The 15,430-nt window shown below is 68.3% G+C and carries 21 protein-coding genes; 12 read left to right on the top strand and 9 right to left on the bottom strand.

Features of this window, described 5'->3' with window-relative positions:
* Window positions 1-136 precede the first annotated feature (136 nt).
* From EJK15_RS77710 to EJK15_RS27960, 5 genes are read left to right on the top strand one after another with little or no spacing between them, the layout of a single operon-like run.
* Window positions 137-370 (top strand): helix-turn-helix domain-containing protein, encoded by a 234-nt coding sequence (locus EJK15_RS77710; RefSeq protein ID WP_420847094.1) that lies wholly within the window; start codon window positions 137-139, stop codon window positions 368-370.
* Window positions 306-440: a hypothetical protein gene (locus EJK15_RS76440; protein WP_276615435.1), complete on the top strand. Its 135-nt coding sequence runs from the start codon at window positions 306-308 to the stop codon at window positions 438-440. Before EJK15_RS77710 ends, EJK15_RS76440 begins: the two co-directional genes overlap by 65 nt.
* Window positions 437-1,150 carry a hypothetical protein gene (locus tag EJK15_RS27950; protein ID WP_138713448.1) on the top strand — a complete coding sequence of 238 codons (714 nt, stop codon included), beginning with the start codon at window positions 437-439 and terminating at the stop codon, window positions 1,148-1,150. Before EJK15_RS76440 ends, EJK15_RS27950 begins: the two co-directional genes overlap by 4 nt.
* A complete protein-coding gene (locus EJK15_RS27955) occupies window positions 1,137-1,382 on the top strand; it encodes a hypothetical protein (RefSeq protein WP_138713449.1) in 246 nt (81 codons plus the stop codon). Before EJK15_RS27950 ends, EJK15_RS27955 begins: the two co-directional genes overlap by 14 nt.
* Window positions 1,375-4,242 (top strand): hypothetical protein, encoded by a 2,868-nt coding sequence (locus EJK15_RS27960; protein ID WP_138713450.1) that lies wholly within the window; start codon window positions 1,375-1,377, stop codon window positions 4,240-4,242. The genes EJK15_RS27955 and EJK15_RS27960 overlap by 8 nt, the downstream gene beginning before the upstream one ends.
* A 145-nt stretch (window positions 4,243-4,387) precedes the next feature.
* Here EJK15_RS27960 and EJK15_RS27965 read toward each other — a convergent pair whose 3' ends face one another.
* Entirely contained in the window at window positions 4,388-4,711 is a 324-nt protein-coding gene (locus EJK15_RS27965; RefSeq protein ID WP_138713451.1) for a hypothetical protein, read from the bottom strand.
* 92 nt (window positions 4,712-4,803) lie between these two features.
* Here EJK15_RS27965 and EJK15_RS72985 point away from each other — a divergent pair, with 92 nt between their 5' ends.
* Window positions 4,804-5,082, top strand: coding sequence for a winged helix-turn-helix domain-containing protein (locus EJK15_RS72985; protein ID WP_240777259.1), 279 nt, complete (start codon window positions 4,804-4,806; stop codon window positions 5,080-5,082).
* A gap of 164 nt (window positions 5,083-5,246) precedes the next feature.
* On the opposite strand, the gene EJK15_RS27975 is transcribed toward EJK15_RS72985, so the two are convergent.
* Genes EJK15_RS27975 through EJK15_RS28000 form a run of 6 tightly spaced genes read right to left on the bottom strand, consistent with a single transcriptional unit; the run spans window position 5,247 to window position 9,750 of the window.
* A complete protein-coding gene (locus tag EJK15_RS27975) occupies window positions 5,247-7,238 on the bottom strand; it encodes a hypothetical protein (RefSeq protein ID WP_138713453.1) in 1,992 nt (663 codons plus the stop codon).
* Window positions 7,238-7,624 carry a hypothetical protein gene (locus EJK15_RS27980; protein ID WP_138713454.1) on the bottom strand — a complete coding sequence of 129 codons (387 nt, stop codon included), beginning with the start codon at window positions 7,622-7,624 and terminating at the stop codon, window positions 7,238-7,240. The genes EJK15_RS27975 and EJK15_RS27980 overlap by 1 nt, the downstream gene beginning before the upstream one ends.
* Complete coding sequence (locus tag EJK15_RS27985; protein WP_138713455.1) at window positions 7,621-7,851, bottom strand: hypothetical protein; 231 nt, start codon at window positions 7,849-7,851, stop codon at window positions 7,621-7,623. Before EJK15_RS27985 ends, EJK15_RS27980 begins: the two co-directional genes overlap by 4 nt.
* Complete coding sequence (locus tag EJK15_RS27990) at window positions 7,848-8,660, bottom strand: DUF2637 domain-containing protein (protein WP_240777260.1); 813 nt, start codon at window positions 8,658-8,660, stop codon at window positions 7,848-7,850. Before EJK15_RS27990 ends, EJK15_RS27985 begins: the two co-directional genes overlap by 4 nt.
* Window positions 8,657-9,010, bottom strand: a complete 354-nt coding sequence (locus EJK15_RS27995; RefSeq protein ID WP_138713456.1) for a hypothetical protein — start codon at window positions 9,008-9,010, stop codon at window positions 8,657-8,659. The genes EJK15_RS27990 and EJK15_RS27995 overlap by 4 nt, the downstream gene beginning before the upstream one ends.
* Window positions 9,007-9,750 carry a DUF6907 domain-containing protein gene (locus tag EJK15_RS28000; RefSeq protein ID WP_138713457.1) on the bottom strand — a complete coding sequence of 248 codons (744 nt, stop codon included), beginning with the start codon at window positions 9,748-9,750 and terminating at the stop codon, window positions 9,007-9,009. Before EJK15_RS28000 ends, EJK15_RS27995 begins: the two co-directional genes overlap by 4 nt.
* Window positions 9,751-9,937: 187 nt before the next feature.
* Here EJK15_RS28000 and EJK15_RS28005 point away from each other — a divergent pair, with 187 nt between their 5' ends.
* The 5 genes from EJK15_RS28005 (at window position 9,938) to EJK15_RS28025 (ending at window position 13,593) form a co-directional block, all read left to right on the top strand.
* Complete coding sequence (locus EJK15_RS28005) at window positions 9,938-10,162, top strand: hypothetical protein (RefSeq protein WP_138713458.1); 225 nt, start codon at window positions 9,938-9,940, stop codon at window positions 10,160-10,162.
* A gap of 214 nt (window positions 10,163-10,376) precedes the next feature.
* Window positions 10,377-11,003 carry a DUF937 domain-containing protein gene (locus EJK15_RS28010; protein ID WP_171074571.1) on the top strand — a complete coding sequence of 209 codons (627 nt, stop codon included), beginning with the start codon at window positions 10,377-10,379 and terminating at the stop codon, window positions 11,001-11,003.
* A 16-nt stretch (window positions 11,004-11,019) separates the two neighbouring features.
* On the top strand, window positions 11,020-11,601 hold the full coding sequence (locus EJK15_RS28015; protein ID WP_138713460.1) for a Maf family protein: 582 nt from the start codon (window positions 11,020-11,022) through the stop codon (window positions 11,599-11,601).
* 10 nt (window positions 11,602-11,611) lie between these two features.
* A complete protein-coding gene (locus EJK15_RS28020; protein WP_206061139.1) occupies window positions 11,612-12,385 on the top strand; it encodes an EI24 domain-containing protein in 774 nt (257 codons plus the stop codon).
* 95 nt (window positions 12,386-12,480) lie between these two features.
* Window positions 12,481-13,593 carry a DUF4192 domain-containing protein gene (locus tag EJK15_RS28025; protein ID WP_138713461.1) on the top strand — a complete coding sequence of 371 codons (1,113 nt, stop codon included), beginning with the start codon at window positions 12,481-12,483 and terminating at the stop codon, window positions 13,591-13,593.
* A 48-nt stretch (window positions 13,594-13,641) separates the two neighbouring features.
* Here the strand turns inward: EJK15_RS28025 and EJK15_RS28030 are convergent, their stop codons facing one another.
* Entirely contained in the window at window positions 13,642-13,986 is a 345-nt protein-coding gene (locus EJK15_RS28030; RefSeq protein ID WP_138713462.1) for a hypothetical protein, read from the bottom strand.
* 136 nt (window positions 13,987-14,122) lie between these two features.
* On the opposite strand from EJK15_RS28030, the gene EJK15_RS28035 reads away from it, so the two are divergent.
* Window positions 14,123-14,716: a DUF1707 and DUF4870 domain-containing protein gene (locus EJK15_RS28035; RefSeq protein WP_240777261.1), complete on the top strand. Its 594-nt coding sequence runs from the start codon at window positions 14,123-14,125 to the stop codon at window positions 14,714-14,716.
* A gap of 279 nt (window positions 14,717-14,995) precedes the next feature.
* On the opposite strand, the gene EJK15_RS76445 is transcribed toward EJK15_RS28035, so the two are convergent.
* Window positions 14,996-15,352, bottom strand: a complete 357-nt coding sequence (locus EJK15_RS76445) for a septal ring lytic transglycosylase RlpA family protein (RefSeq protein ID WP_338089894.1) — start codon at window positions 15,350-15,352, stop codon at window positions 14,996-14,998.
* Between the last annotated feature and the right edge of the window lie 78 nt (window positions 15,353-15,430).

Below are 15,430 nucleotides of genomic sequence, written 5' to 3' on the forward strand. Positions count from 1 at the left end.
GCTGACAGCGAAGAAGAAGGGGGAGCTCCCGGAGTACCTGATCAGGGATATCCGCAGAATCCTCACCAATTCGGACGATTCGGGCGTTTCGAGTTTCGGAAATGGCCAGTTTGAGGCGTCCAGAACGATGCTAGATATGCGTGACAGGCCAGGAATCGGCCAGGTGGCGCGGCAGATGGGCATCTCCGCCCAGTGGCTGCGTCGCCTGGCCGAAACCGGTCGAGTTAGAGCTTGGCAGGCGGGTCCTGGCTGTCGCTGGCGGGTCGATGAGGAATCCGTCCGTGACTACATGGCCAGGAGGGGCGATGCCCAAGAAGAGGACAGCGGATCTACAGACGGCGGTCGCCGCGGCGCTGGAGAAGCAGCGTAGACGCGCGGGGCACCCAGCGCCGCAGGAGGATGCCGAGCAGGCCGACGAGGCGCCGAAGGATGCGGCGTGAGCGCGGCGGCGACCGTCCAGGAGGCGGAGAAGGAAGCGAAGCTGGCCGGGGAGCTGCTGGCGACGCTGGAGAAGCGGGTGAAGTCCGGCGACGAGGCGGTGACGCCGGCGCAACTCAGTGAGTCGCGGTCACTGGCGGAGTTTGCCCGGTTGCGGGTCGACGCGGCCAAGCAGCGGGCCGCCGCGGCGCGACGGGAGGCCCTCGACGAGCGGGGCGCGGCTCTACGGGAGCAGGCCGCGCGTCTGGCGGGTGCCGGGGACGAGGAGATGGCCGACCTCTTCAAGGATGCTGTGGCCGCTCTGGCGCGGCTTGCGCGGGTCGCTGGGGAGCGTCGGGACGTCATCAGGGAGATAGGGCGCGCTGCTGAAGCTCTGGCCATCGAGGCGGGCACGGACCATAACGGGCTGTGGAGCCGGTACGGGGTCAGGGCGAGTCACGATCACGTCATGGTGGCCGGCGAGGAGCCGCTGAGGGTGCAGGCGGTCACCCCGGTTGAGGTGGTGGGCGCGGTCGCGGAAATCGCCCTCGACCACTGGGGGCGGGCGGAGCTGCTGAAGGGCGGACACCAGTCTTACCGGGTGTTCACGCGGGTTCCCGCGGTGGCGGCCGGGCTGGCGATGACCGACCGGGAGATCCAGGCGACCAGCGAGGCGAATCAGCGGCCGGTGCTGGACGTGCTGCGGGAGCGGGCCGCCGATGTCTCCCGCTGAGCAGGCGTGGACGGGGCTTCGTGAGGTGGTCGAGGCTGCCAGCGATGAGGCGCTCTGGACGCTGGGCGGGATTGTCGAGGGCTTCCCGTGGCATGACGGTACGGCGCCGGCGCGTCCGGTGTTGGAGGCGCTTAAGCGTGTGGTTGTGGCCGCGTATTTCGATCGGCTGGGCGAGCCGTACGACCTCGACACCGTGATGGCTCTGATCGGCGAGGAGTCCGACCATGGCTGATCGTACGGTGGCTGTCCGGCTGCAGCTCAACACGCAGGGCTTCACCGCGGGGGCTCGTACGGCCAGCAAGGATCTGGGCTCGCTGAACCGCGATCTGACCAAGTCGGCTGGGTTCGTGAAGGGCTTCCGGAAGCAGCTTGAGGACGCCACGGCTCGCCTGCCGAAGATCGAGATCGACGCGGATTCGTCGGCGGCTGAGGTGAAGATGGCGCAGGTCCGGCACGAGCTGGAGCAGCTTGCCGGGAAGACGATCGGCGTGGACATCGACGCTGATACGGCGATGATGGAGATGCAGCGGTTGCGCGGTGAGCTGCTGCAGCTTGAGGATGGCGCGTCGTTCACGGTGCGGGCGGGGATCCAGCAGGCGACGCAGGATCTGGCCGTGGTCGAGGCTGAGGTGCGGCGGCTGGACGGGCGCACCGCGAATGTGCGGGTGGACGCCGACACGACGAGCGCTCTGTCTGCTCTGGGCAATCTGACGACGACCGGTACGGAGCTCGGTGGCGTGCTCTCCAAGTCGTTGAGCGTGATCGGCAGCGTCGGCCCTGGCCAGGTTGCCATCCTGTCTGGGGCGATTCTGGCGCTGCCCACGGTGGCCAGCATCGCCGCGACCGGCATCGTGGCGGCCATCGGCGGCGGCCTGGCCGCGGTGGGTATCAAGGCCGCGTCACAGTCGAAGGAAGTGCAGGAGGCTTGGAAGCGGACCGGCAAGGCGATCAAGGCCGACGCCGCCGAGCCGCTGGAGGGCAGCTTGGTCCAGGCGGCCGATGTGGCTCAGCGCGCGTTCGAGGGGCTCAAGCCCACGTTGGCGCGGATCTTCGCTGATCTCGTGCCCGACCTCGACGTGTTCATCAAGGCGGTGGGTGACGGGGTTGTCTCTCTCGGCCCGTCGCTGGAGCGGATCGGCAAGGCGTTCGGCAAGTCGTTGCGGGAGCTCGGCAACGAGATGCCCGCGATCATGAAGAGCCTCGGGAACGCGTTCGAGACGTTCTCCGACATGGTCGACGACGACCCGAAGATGCTGGCGAACCTGGTCAAGGACGCGGCGGCGCTGCTGGAGTTCGGCGCAGACCTGTTGTCGTGGGCGGGGGAGATCAAGCTTGCGTTTCAGGCTCCGCTGGGGCCTGCCGGGACGCAGGCCGGAACGGACTACTTCTTCAGGGAGCTGTTCGGCGGCACGCCTGCAGAGATTGCCGCGCAGCAGGGTCAACTGTCCGGGGTGCTGGCCGGGATGCAGGAGTCCGCCAGCGCGGGCGCTCAGGCGATCCTCGCCATGGGTGCCGGGGCGGGCGCCGCCAGTGAGCAAGTTGGAAGCCTGAACTCTCAGATCGGCGCGTTCAACTCGCTGACGGGCAACGCCGACCAGGCGGCGATCACGTTCGCGGGTTCGGTGGATCGGCTGGCCGCGAGCCTGAAGAAGAACGGCGACACGCTGGACATCAATTCGCAGAAGGGCCGCGACAACAAGCAGGCCCTCATCGACGCGACCCAGGCCGCGGCCGATCACGGGACTAAGGTTCTCGAAGAGACCGGCAGTGTCAGCAAGGCCAACGACGTGCTCAACAAGCACGCCAGCGAGCTGCGCGGGGTGATGCGGGACGCGGGCCTGTCCGATGCCGCGATCGACAAGCTAATTCAGCGGTACCTCAAGATGCCCAAGTCGGTGAAGACCGACGTGAACGCGCCGGGCGCGGAGAAGTCCATCCGGGAGATGGAGCGGCTCGGCAAGTCGATCACCGACCTGCCGCCGTCCAAGACGATCAACGTGACCGTCAGGACCGAGAAGCAGGAGTTCGCGGCCAAGATCTCCCAGCAGCCCAAGAAGAACGCTATGGGTGCGATCGACCGGTACACGGCCGGCGGCATCGACTACGCCGCGGCGGCGGGTGTGGCGCTCAGGCCGATGCCGCCGGGCATCGTGTCCAAGCCCACCGTTTTGTTCGGTGAGGGATCGTCCGGCCGGGGAGCAACCGAGGCGTTCATCCCGTACGAGGACAAGTTCCGGGGCCGGGCGATCGAGCTGCTCGGCCAGGTGGCCAGCGATTTCGGGCTGGAGGTGTACAACAAGAACGCCGCTCGCAGGATCTCCGACGTGAGCGAACCCCTGATCCTGCGCGGCGATCAGGTCTCTCTGGCCCTAGGGAGCGCCGTAGAAACGCTCGATGCGACCTTTGGGCAGTCCGGTTCGCTGACGTCGGCGATCGGTCAAGTCGGTTCGGTGGGTGAGTCGCTCGTGGCCGGGTGGACAGCCGGCTCGGCCGTGATCGGCGACTCGGTGACCGGCATGGGCGAGCTCGTCTCCGTCAGCGTTGACGGGCTAACCGAGTCGGTCGGCCAACTCACGTCGGCTGTCTCGGCGGCTGCTTCGGCGGCCACGGGAAAGCCTGGGACGATCCCCGGCGCCGGGCCGAAGAAGAAGCCGCCGAAGAAGAAGGGCAACGCATCCGGCTCGTCATCGGGTTCGGCGTCCGGGTCGCTGCCCAGGAAGGGCAACGCATCCGGTAGCGCCGACGGTTCGGCGTCGGGGTCGCTCCCCTCGCCGGGTGGCCTGGTCGAGGGCCACTACGGGACGGGCGGGTCCGGGTCGGCGGCGTTGTCGTCGTCGGCGTTCACGATGGGTGCCCCGGTCAACTTCTCGCGGGTGTCTGCTCCTCAGCAGGTGAGCGGTAGCGGCGGCTACGCGTCGTTGAGCGCGGCCGGCATGGAGACGGTCTCGCAGCAGCTTGCCACGGTCGTCGACCGGATCGACCGCATGGAGAAGCGGACCCCTGTCGTGGTTCAGAACATGCAGGTACGTGAACGGGCCGACATTGACGTCATCGTCGCGAAGCTCGATTTCAAGGTGAACGCCCGCGGCTGAGCTCTCGCGGATGCCCTAAATGCAGGTGGCCCCACCCCCCGCCCTCCGGGAAGGTGGGGCCAAGCCCGGCGGACTGTCATAACGCCGGGCTACTTACGCCCTGCTCCTGGGGGTTCTTGGGCGCACAGCCCAGGAGCAGGGCTGCTCAGGTGTCCCGGCGGTCGTGCCGCCGATCGAGGATGATCAGGTACGCCTGGTCCGCCAGGGCCTTCGACATCTCGCCCATGCTTTTGCAGTGGATCGTTTGAACGATCCCGGCGGCGCGCATCCGGTCCGTGAGTGGCAGCCGCAGATCGGCCACCCATCCGACATCGGTTCGGTTGATCTCCCACGACGGGTAGGCGACACGCCAGAACGCAAGCCGCTGCTCGGGGCCTTGAAGCTGTCGCGCGGGTGGTGGGATGCTCGCTCGCCGCCACCGCATGAGCCGACCAGCAAGTCCGTGGTTCTCCTGAGGGCTGGAGTCCATGACCGAATCGTATGACGCAGTATGACGCGGTGTACAGCGGCACGCCGCTACCTACACGTTTATGCAGCTCAGGGCCGCCTTATGGTGATCTCGTGGCGGATGACCAGGAGATAGAGCCGTTCGACCCCAAGACGGTCGTGGGCGCGTACGTGTACATGGCGGTGGCCGATCACGTCGTGGCACGCATCAAGGCCGACAACCTGCCGCCCGGTGCCCAACTGGAGGGCGAACGCGCCATGGCCACCGAATACGGCATCGCGTTGGGCACCGTCCGCCGAGCGGTGCGGGAGCTCGTCGAGCGCGGATGGGTCGTGACGCTGCCAGCGAAGGGAACCTTCATCAGGCTGCGGGAGGAATGGCCGAAGGACTGACCGTGGCACCTCGCGTAGGGGTGGGGGGTGCCACACGCGAGGGTGTTACAGGTCGGAAGGGGTGCCACAGTCCGTGGCACCCTGTGTGGCACCTCGGCGTGGCACCCCGTGGCAGCTTGATCAACTTTCGATTTCGCGCAGCCCCACGCGCAGCCCTGTGCGCGTCACGCCTCGGGCCGTTCCGGCATCAGGTAGCGCTGCGCTTCATCGTCGTAGCCGCCCATGATGCCCGCCTGCACGAGCCGCTTGAGCGTCTTCTGTACCCACGACCGAGACATGTCCGTCGTCTCCCACAGCGGCTTGAGATCCCCGCTGGAGAAGTCCCGGGCGCCGTCGTCCCACAGCTCCTGTAGTCGCTTCATCAGGGCCGCTCCGCGCTCCTCCGCCGTCATCGACTGTGCGGGCGGGGCGAACTCGAGCGGCGGTTCCCCATCGGGTAGGTCGTCGATCTCGTCGTCGATGCCGCCCTGCACGTCGGGGTCGGGGTCGTCGGTGTTCAAGTATTCGCTGCTCACGTTCTTCACGTCCTCATCGTCGCCTGCGGCCTCCTGGCCGTCGACACTCGCCGCCGGCGAACAGATGGTCGCGGTGATCGGGTCCGGGGTCCGGGCCGACGCTGGCCAGTCTGCGGCGTGCGCACGCATGGCCCGGTTGCGTTCCTCGTCGGTGGCTCCCCAGTCATAGGCGCGCATCGGCAGCGCGATCCGCTCCCGCGGGATCGTGGGCGCCCCCAAGTACGCCATGCCGGGCGAACGGTTTTCCCACAACTCCGGTTGCGCGCCCGCGGCCTCCATCGCCTCCGACAGGCCCCAGCTTGCGTCATGGCTGTTGGCCACCCCGAAGCACATGTAACCTGCCTGGCCCTTCGTCAACGTCGGCACCTGCGTCGAGTCGCCGCGCTGCAGCGAGTAGACGACCGTGCCACCACCAGAGCGCAGCGCCTTCATCAGCCGGTTGAACTTGTCCATGTCGATGACGTCGAACACGTCCGCGGCTTCCTCGATCCACAGCACGATGTACGACAGGCCACACCCGGGCGCCCACTTCAGATAGTCGCGCTCCGACAGCCAGTCGGTGCGCTTCTTGAGGATGCTCTCCAGGTCGTCGATGAGCTTCTTAGCGCCCTCCTCCGTGGTCTCCAGGCGGTGGAGAGCGGGCCGCAGCGGGCCGAACGTCTGTTCGCCCTTGGTGATGTCGATGCCGAGCACCACCACGGCGTCAGCGGACTCCCCGGTCTCCTCGGCGTGCCGGGTGCCGTCCCGGGTGATGAGTTCACCCAGCAGCGACCAGGCGCCACCGAACGACTTCGCCGACCCGGTCATGCCCATGATCTGCAAGTGGTGACCGGTGACGAGGTACAGCACCTTCTCCAGGTCCTGCCAGATGCCCGGCTGGAGCGGGTCAGCGGCGCTCCCGCCAGGCCGGGACGGGCCAGGCCAGTGGATGGGCTTCTCCATGACGCGCGGGTCCGACAGCGTCACGTCAGCCGCCGCGGCGTCATCCCGGTTGGTCGTCACGCTCATCGTGCCGGGCGGCAGGTGCATGGCCGACTCCAGGTAGCCGGCCTTCTTCTGGGCGTCCTCGGCGACCTTCTCGCCCGCGGGCAGGTCGAGACGCGCCTTGATCTTCGCTTCGCCCTGCTCGACCGTCGTCATCTTGGCGCCGGAGAACCCCGCATCACCCTTCGTCCGATCGAACAGGAAGCTGAGCGGGTCCGAGAACGTACCGGGCTGATCCCAGCCCTTCAACCTGATGACGGTCCTGATGTTCCAAGACAGCGCCATGGTGATGCCACCAACGACGCCGAGCCGCCACAGCACCGGATGCCCGGGACCGGAGATGACCACGGCCACCGTCCACATGCCCGCCAGGAACGTCGACAAGGTGGTGTGCACCTTGCCCCACGTGCCCCGAGCATGGCTCTGCCCATAGGTGATGCCGGTCAGCACGAGAACGCAGATGGTGGTGAAGCTCGACCAGCCCGCGATCGTGTCGGGGCTGTACAGGATGTAGTGCAGCGCCACGGCCAGGCCGTAAGCGAACACGCCCGTGATCCACGGCGTGACCAGCGTGACGAGGCGGGAAGCCTCCCGGGCCGCAACCTTGGCCAGGGAGGATTCCTCTTGTACGGGGACGATCTCTTTGCCGCGCGCCATCAGTCGTCATCCCAGTTGAACGGGCTCTTCCGCTTCTCCGGTTTGGCCTGCGGCAGCACGTCCACGAATTCCTTGCGGAACTGGGCGTGAAACTTGACCAGCTCGACGCCGGCGCCCTTCTGCAGCTCGGCGGCGCGCTGCAGCCGCTTCACCACGCGGCGAGCCCTCAGGCGCACGTCGGGAGCTCCCAGCAGCGACAGCACCGGGTGCCCCTTGAACGAGCGGATGAGGACCGCGTACAGCTCGTCAGAGCCGATGGCGAACTCTTCGCCGAGATCCCGGCACAGGTCCCGCCCGACACGGGCGTACTGGGTGATCGCTTTCGGGCCTTCCCACGGGATCGCGGACAGCTCGGGGATCCGGCCACGGCCGGGACGGTCGCTCATCGGCCTGCCTCCCACGTGTCCTTGACCACCTCGACGAACCGGCGGGTAGAACTCGACAGGGGTGGCACCCCGAGGAACGCGGTCAGCAGCGCGTCAGCGGCGCCGAGCAGCAGCACCAGGACGTGACCGAGGATGGCCAGCGCCAGCAGCACGCCCACGGCCGCGCGGAAGGTGAGGTATCGCGCCTGTCGCAGCAGGGCGCGACGGTCCATGTACACGGTCCTCATCGGGACACCTCCGCGAGCAGATGCAGGTACGTGTGGATCCGCTTTGCGCGCGGCTGCCCGACCTTGAGGTCTTTCTTGATCGTGGCGAGCGGCGGCACGCGACCTTCACTGAGGTCCTCTGAGAACCTCTGCGCCGCCACGGGGAACAGTTCATCCGGGGCGGGTGTGAGAACCGGCGTCGGCGCAGGTGAAAGCCCGGGTACGGCGGGTACGTCGTCTTCCACAATTGTGGAAGTCTCGACGTCAAGAGTTCCCCCATGGGGGAAGGAGATCGTTTCCTCGACGTGTTGCCCATGGGCAACAGCAACCGACTGTGAACCACGGTTCGCATCGGCCGATTCGAGAGTGTCAGATCTGACACTCTCGACCGTTACCGGGGTAACGGTCTCGAACTCTGCAGTTGCAGAGGTGGTTACAGATGTAACCGTTACAGCTGTAACGGTCCCTCGACGGATCAGCCCCATGAGCAGCTCGTACGACAAGACCAACGCCACGGCGGGCCACGCGGCGACGATCGCCCCGATTGGCCCGTGTGCCCAGCCGTGCATGACGTTGGCCGCGAGCGTGGCCAGGATGCCGAGCGCGAGCGTGAACCGTGCCAGCCAGGGCACTTCGAGGGAGCGGCGGGCCGCGTCCAGCAGCACCATGGACGACGAGAAGATCAAGCCGTCGATGGTGAGCGGTACGAGATAGGCGACCCATCCCGACTCGCCATTCGCGGCCACGACCTCGTATGCGTGACGGTAGGACACGACCGCGGCGACCCCCGCGAGGAGGATCACCACGGTCGCGGTAAGGATACGGATCACAGCTCGGTCACCCCACTGATCATGTGCGCGCCCTCGTCGAGGAGCTGGGCGAACTCGCGCAGGCCGCGCCGGTCGTTGAGCCCGGGGCCCTCGAACATGCGGACGATGGTCGCAATGGCGCCGGCGACCTCGTTGGACACAAAGACGTGCTCGGTGCCGACGTCGCCCGGGTACAGGATCTGCATCAGGGGCGGCGTGCCGTCGTCGGCGGCGTACAGGTTGATCTCGACCAGCCGGTTGGGGTCGTCGAGCATCTCGACCAGGTCGAGGTTTCGGAAGTGGGCCGTGCCCGGCGTGGCGTGCAGGCTGGCACACCACGGCGGGCATGAGGGCAGCTTGGGGAAGCTCACGCCGACGCCTCCATCGCACCCGGGCGGCACGCGGTGCACGACGGCTCGTTGCACCGGCCCTCGGGGTCGAACGGCAGCACCGCGGGCCGCCACTCGCCGCGCGCCTCGGCGACGAGCGCCAGCAGCTCGTGCGCGAGCCGCTCGGCCTCGGCCAGCGTGGCGTACACGCCGTTGCTGTCGTCCTTGGACAGGTAGACGCGGGCCTCGCGCTCGCGGTACCGCCGGTCGAGCGAGACCATCAGTTCGGGCTGTGCCCACTGCTCCGGGTAGCACCTCACGACGGGCTCCATGGTGACGAGCGGGATGATCGTCGAGGGGCCGAAGTGGTTGCGGTCGGTGGGGTGCGTCGCCGCGTCGTGGTCGAGCCCGCCGGCGCACCACGAGGGGCACGGGTCCTCGGCCAGCCACGCGGCAGGCTTAGCGGTGCCCTCGTGGATCGCCTGCCGCTCGTTCTCGTGGGCGGCCATCTCGGATTCCCACTGGGCCTTGAACGCGACGTAGGCGGAGACGCTGACGTCGTGGGCGCGGGCCTCGACGGTCGGCGGAAGCTCGGGCTTGGGGGCGGGGGACGGCTTGGGCTCGGCCTGCTCCTGGCGGATCTCCATGGCGCGCTCGACGATGGCGGCGCACGGGTCGCAGGCCAGACGGTCAACGTGGGCGGCCTGACGCAGCGGCACATCGGTCCGCTTGCAGTAGGTGCAGGTGGCCGTCGTGGGCTCAGGCGTGATGTGATTGCTCACAGGTCTCTCCCTGGTCAAGCAGGTGATGGGACTCAGAGCGGGTCAGGTGTCCTACCACCTGGCCCGTTCGCTTTGCTGTGCCTTGACTGTATGCCTGCGACATTCACCCGTCAACCCCAGGCATTCGTCAGCTTTGGACGTTCGCCAAGTGGGGACATCCGTCTGTGATCCGCGTACACTCGCGTGCATGGAACGACCTACTGCACCGTGGATCCCTGTCGGCATTGATGGCATAGCCGAGCATCTCGGCGTATCAGAGAACACCGTTGTCACCTGGCGCCGGCGCTCGGCCAAGGAGTGGGTCACCGTGGCCAAGTTCCCCGAGCCCGCCGGGAAGATCTCAGGCCGTGACTGGTGGTGGCTCGCCGACATCCTGGAATGGGCCAAGGAGACCGGCCGACTGAAGGACTGAGTCCAGGGCACACAGAGGGCACAGTGCCATGAGATGAGTCGAGATTTAACGCGACGCAAAGAGACATGTTTTTCCAGGTCAAAGGCAGTGTGTTGCTGTTCTCGCAGGTCACTGATGTAGGGTCATGAGTTTTCCGAGAATTAGCGCAAAGCGGGCATTGGCTCGATCCCGTCTCGGGAAGGTCAGGTCGGGACGACGATCGGGGGTGAGAGCCGTGACGCTGCACGACGAGCTTCTCGACCAGCTCGGAGAGCCGGGACTGGAACAGGTCGCCGGGATGCTCGGCACCGACACGGCCAAGGCCCGCGACGTCGTCCAGGCCGTGACGGGCCTCATCGTCGGCGGCCTGGCCCGCACCGCCCGGCACCCGGACGCCGCCGACGCGCTGCGCGGGGCGCTGGAGGATCACGTGGACGCCGACCCGTTCAACGGCGACGTGGCCTCGCTGATCCGCGACGGGCACAGCATCCTCGGCCATGTGCTCGGCGGGCAGGGGACCGAGCAGGCAGCCGTCGCACTGGCGCGGCTCACCGGGATCGACACCGCCGCCGTCATGAAGCTGATGCCCCTGATCGCCCCCATGGTCATGTTCCTGCTGGCCGACCGGGCCGATCGCCATGACATGGACGCCGGCGACGTGGCCGCCGACCTGGACAGGGAGCGGGTGGCGGTGCCCGGCGGGCTGGCGGAGACGCTCGAAGAGCTGCTGGCGGGCATCTTCGGCGGCGCCATGCCGCGCCCGGGCGGGCTGTACGGCGGCGACGTGGAGCCCCGGCTAGGGAGACCGCACGGTGCGCTGGAGCGGCGGCGCGTACAGGGGACGTCGAGCCCCGACTGGTGACCGGTAGGCTGGTGCGGTGATCGTTCTGGCCTCTGCCTCCTCCGCCCGCCTGGCCCTCCTGCGCAGCGCCGGTCTCGACCCCAAGGTGATCGTCAGCGGGGTCGACGAGGACGCCTACTCCGCGCATTCCCCCGCCGCGCTCAGCCTGGTGCTGGCCAAGGCGAAGGCGGAGGCGGTCGCGAGCGGGCTCGACGAGGGGCTGGTCATCGGCTGCGACTCCATTCTCGAGCTCGACGGCCGCCCCTACGGCAAGCCGGCCACGGAGGAGGAGGTCGTGGAGCGGTGGCGGCTCCTGCGGGGCCGCACCGGTCGCCTCGTGACCGGCCACTGCCTGATCGACGTGGCCACGGGGCGGCAGGTGGCGGAGGTCGCCACGACCGTGGTGCGGTTCGGCCGGCCGTCCGACGAGGAGATCGCCGCCTACGCCGCCACCGGGGAGCCGCTCAACCTGGCCGGGGCGTTCAGCATCGAGGGGCGCGGCGGGTGGTTCGTCGAGGGCATCGAGGGCGACCACGGCAACGTGCTCGGCATCTCGTTGCCGCTGCTTCGCGACCTGTTCGCGGAGCTGGGCTACGCGGTGACCGCCTTCTGGCGCTAGCCTGCCGGGCATGCGATCACTGCGTGACTTCACGTCCGGCGTCGGCTTCTTCTTCCAGGGGCTCGGGTGGGTCGCCAGGAACGGGCGGTGGTGGGCGTTCGGGCTGATCCCGGCGCTGATCGCGTTCGCTGTATACGTGGTGGCGCTGGTCTACCTCGGCACCAACGCCGCCGACATAGCCGAGTCCCTGACGCCGTTCGCGGACTCGTGGAGCTGGCGGGAGCTGTTCCGGACGCTGGTGGGCATCGCGTTGTTCCTCGGAGGATTGGCGCTGGCGGTGCTGACGTTCGCGGCGGTCACGCTGACCATCGGGGAGCCGTTCTACGAGAAGCTGTCGGCCGCGGTGGACGTGCTGGAGACAGAGCACGAGCAGCCGTGGTGGCGTACGCTGCCGCGCTCGATCAGAGACAGCCTCGTCACGCTGCTCTACGTGCTCCTTTTCACGATCCCGCTGTTCGTCCTGGGGTTCGTGCCCGTGGTGGGACAGACGGTGGTGCCGGTGCTGGGGGCCGCCGTGTCCGGATTTTTCCTGACAGTTGAGCTCACTACGCTGTCTCTGGAACGGCGGGGGATGGCTCGCAAGGAGCGGTTCGCGCTGCTGCGCGCCAACAAGGCCAGTGCCCTGGGGTTCGGGGTGGCGGTGTTCCTGCTGTTCCTGGTGCCGTTCGTGGCGGTCATCGCCATGCCGGCCGCCGTGGCGGGCGCCGCGCTCCTCGTACGCGGCCGGATCGCCCCCGCTCATCCCGGACCACACGGGCCGGCCGTCCCGCCCCCGGCTGCGTGACGTTATCCACAAGTGAGGCCACGCTCTCCTCCGTCATCCCCAGAACCGCTTTCGGGCCCGCGACGCCACCCGCACGCCCGGCACCCTTACGGTCCATGACGACCAACACCTCCTCCGCCGCCGCTTCCTCTCCCTTCCCCTCCTCCGAGTCGTGCCTCATCCTGACCAGCCCCGCCGACATCCTGGCCGCCGTCCCCTACCTCGTCGGCTTCCATCCGAGCAGCAGCATCATCGTGATCGGGCTCGACCGCGGCCAGGCCAAGATGGTGGTCAGGTGGGGCCTGCCGTTGCCACCGGGCACCCTGGCTCCGCTGGCGCCCCTGTTCGACCGGGAGGGCGTCACGCAGGTCGTCATCGTCGGCTACGGCCCGGGAGACGTGGTCACCCCGGCGGTCGACGAGGCCAGGGTCTTGGCGGCCAAGGCCGGGGTTCTCGTGGGCGAGGCGCTGCGCGCCCAAGAGGGCCGCTACTGGTCATACGTCTGCGAGCTGCCGATGTGCTGTCCGGCGGAGGGCACTCCGTACGATCCCTCCACCAGCCAGATCGCGGCCGAGGCGACGGTGCGCGGCCTGGTCGCCCTTCCGGACCGCGAGGCTCTGGAACGTGCCGTCGCCCCTGTCACGGGCCCCGTACGGATGGCGATGCGCCGCACCACGGCCGACGCGGTCGCCGAGGTCCGGTCCAGGCTCGCGGCCGCCACGGATCTGGACGCCTTCGCCCAGCACTTCGTGGCCGAAGGCCTGGAAAGAGTCCGATCGGCGCTGACCGCCCACACCGCAGGCGGTGGGCGGCTGGACGACGCGGAAGCCGCAAGACTGGGCCTTGACCTCACGATCATCAGGGTCCGCGACGAGGCGTGGACGCTCATGCACGAGTCCCACGCCCCGCTGTGGAAGGACCTGACGCGCAGGCTCGAGCCTCGCTTCGTCCCGCCCGTCGCAACGCTGCTGGCCATGGCCGCCTGGCGGGCGGGAAACAGCGTTCAAGCCACCATCGCCCTCGAACGCGCCCTGGCCATCGACCCTGGCTACTCGATGGCCAATCTCCTCATGCACGCGGTCCACAACCTGCTGTCCCCGGCCATCATGCGAGGCCGTCTGCCCACCCCGGCCGAACTCGACGCGGCGATGGGCTCCGCCCACGCGGGCTGGCTGCTCCCGCTGGTCAACCTTCTCGACGAGGAGGATCCGCCCGCCCCACCCGAATGACCACCCGACCGGGGGACAGGAAAAGCGGGCTACGACAGGACAAATGGACTATAGGCCGCCTTCCTCGCGGCGGCGGCGTTCATTGTAGGCACGCATCCGCGGCGGATATCCGGTGAGCTGAACGTCGTACACCGGTAATGCAAGATCGCGAGCGACCTTGTGAATCACCGCGGGCGAGCCGACCCTGCGCCGGGTCCACTCGCCGTCGTCGGCCACCGCCACAGCGGTCGTGTCGGTGGCAAAGGTCTCCGGCTCGACGTAGAACTCGACGCCACGCCGCGAACGGGCAAAGGCGATGAGCGCTTCGATGTCGGCGTCTGTCGCCTCACGGTCGAACTTCGCGATTTTAGGGCCGCGGCGCCGACGAAGGCCGTAGCGGTCTCGCCATCTCATGAATCCTTTTTATACCGTCTGGAGCCTGAGTGCGTCGGGGATGATCTCCGGGACACCTCCGGGTTTCTCCCGATGGCACTGGCGGCCTCGGCGGGCGCAGTATGTAAACGACTGCCCGATTCACCTAAGGAGAGGCATGGCGACTATGGCTGGGGTACCGAGAATCCCTGGGCCGGGGCAGGTGCCGCCAGCTCATCTGCGCGTCACCGACCAGGACCGCGACCACGTGGTCGAGCACGTCAAGGCCGCTTACGCGGAGGGCCGCTACGACAAGCTCGAGTTCGACGAGCGTCTGGAGCGCGCGATGATGGCGCGCACCCACGGCGACCTGATGCCCATCATGACCGAGCTGTACGGCACGTCGGCCGCGCCGCAGCGCGCCCCGCGGCCGGCCCCGATTCGCACGGAGCGCGCCTCCGAAAGCAACGAACGCCTCGGCGCGGCCCTCGGCCACGTGCTGATGGCCATCGGGATCCCGATCGTCGGCCCGCTCATCCTGCTGCTCACCGGCGGCAAGACGTCGCCCTACATCCGCCGGCACGCCGTGGAGGCGCTCAACTTCCAGCTCACGGTGGTCGGGGCCTCGATCCTGCTGCCACTCACGATCATCGGTGCCGTGCTGGTCCCGGTCATTTGGGTGGCCGCCTTCGTCCTCGCCATCGTCGGCGGCGTCTCCGCCCTGTCGGAGGGCAACTACCGCTATCCCATGACCATCCGCCTGGTGAAGTGACACCGCAGCCCAACCGCCCCGCACCGATCCCTTCCGCCCTGCCGAGACCCTGGTCTCGGCAGGGCGGCCTGGTTTCGAGGATCACGACGTCTTACGGCACGTGCGGCGGTCGGCGGTGCGGGCATGCCGTTTCCAGGCGTGCGGCGGCTCGCGGCGCGTGCGGCTTCAGGGGCGCATGGCGGTTGGCGGCGCAGCGCCGTCCCGCTGCCGCCGCGTGAAGGGTCTGGCAGGTGAAAGAGCCGGCACGTGAAGGGGCCGCCGCGTGAAGGGGCTGGCGCGTTAAGGGCGCCGGGCCAGAATCTGGTACTTGACTCTCATGACGCCCGCCTTGGTGTTGCCGATGGCGGCGAAGGCGGCGGCGGAGAGGTCGAGGCAGCGGCCCCCGATGTACGGGCCTCGGTCGTTGATGCGGACCGTGACCGATTCGCCGGTGTTCGGGTTGGTCACGCGGACCTTGCTGCCCAGCGGGAGGGTCTTGTGGGCGGCGGTCATGGCCGACGGGTTGAAGCGTTCGCCGCTGGCCGTCATCTGGGGCTCGTCGTAGAACGAGGCGCCGCACGAGCCGGAGGAGAGGACGCGGACCTCGGGCTTCGCGGCCTCGGTCCTGGCCTTGATCGGCTCCTGCGGAGCCTTGATCGGCTGCTCGGCGGGCTTCGTGGACTGCTCCGCGGGCTTGGTCGGTTGCTCCGCCGGCTCTGTCTCCTATACACATCT

This window comes from Nonomuraea basaltis, assembly GCF_005893125.1.
Classification (GTDB): domain Bacteria; phylum Actinomycetota; class Actinomycetes; order Streptosporangiales; family Streptosporangiaceae; genus Nonomuraea; species Nonomuraea basaltis.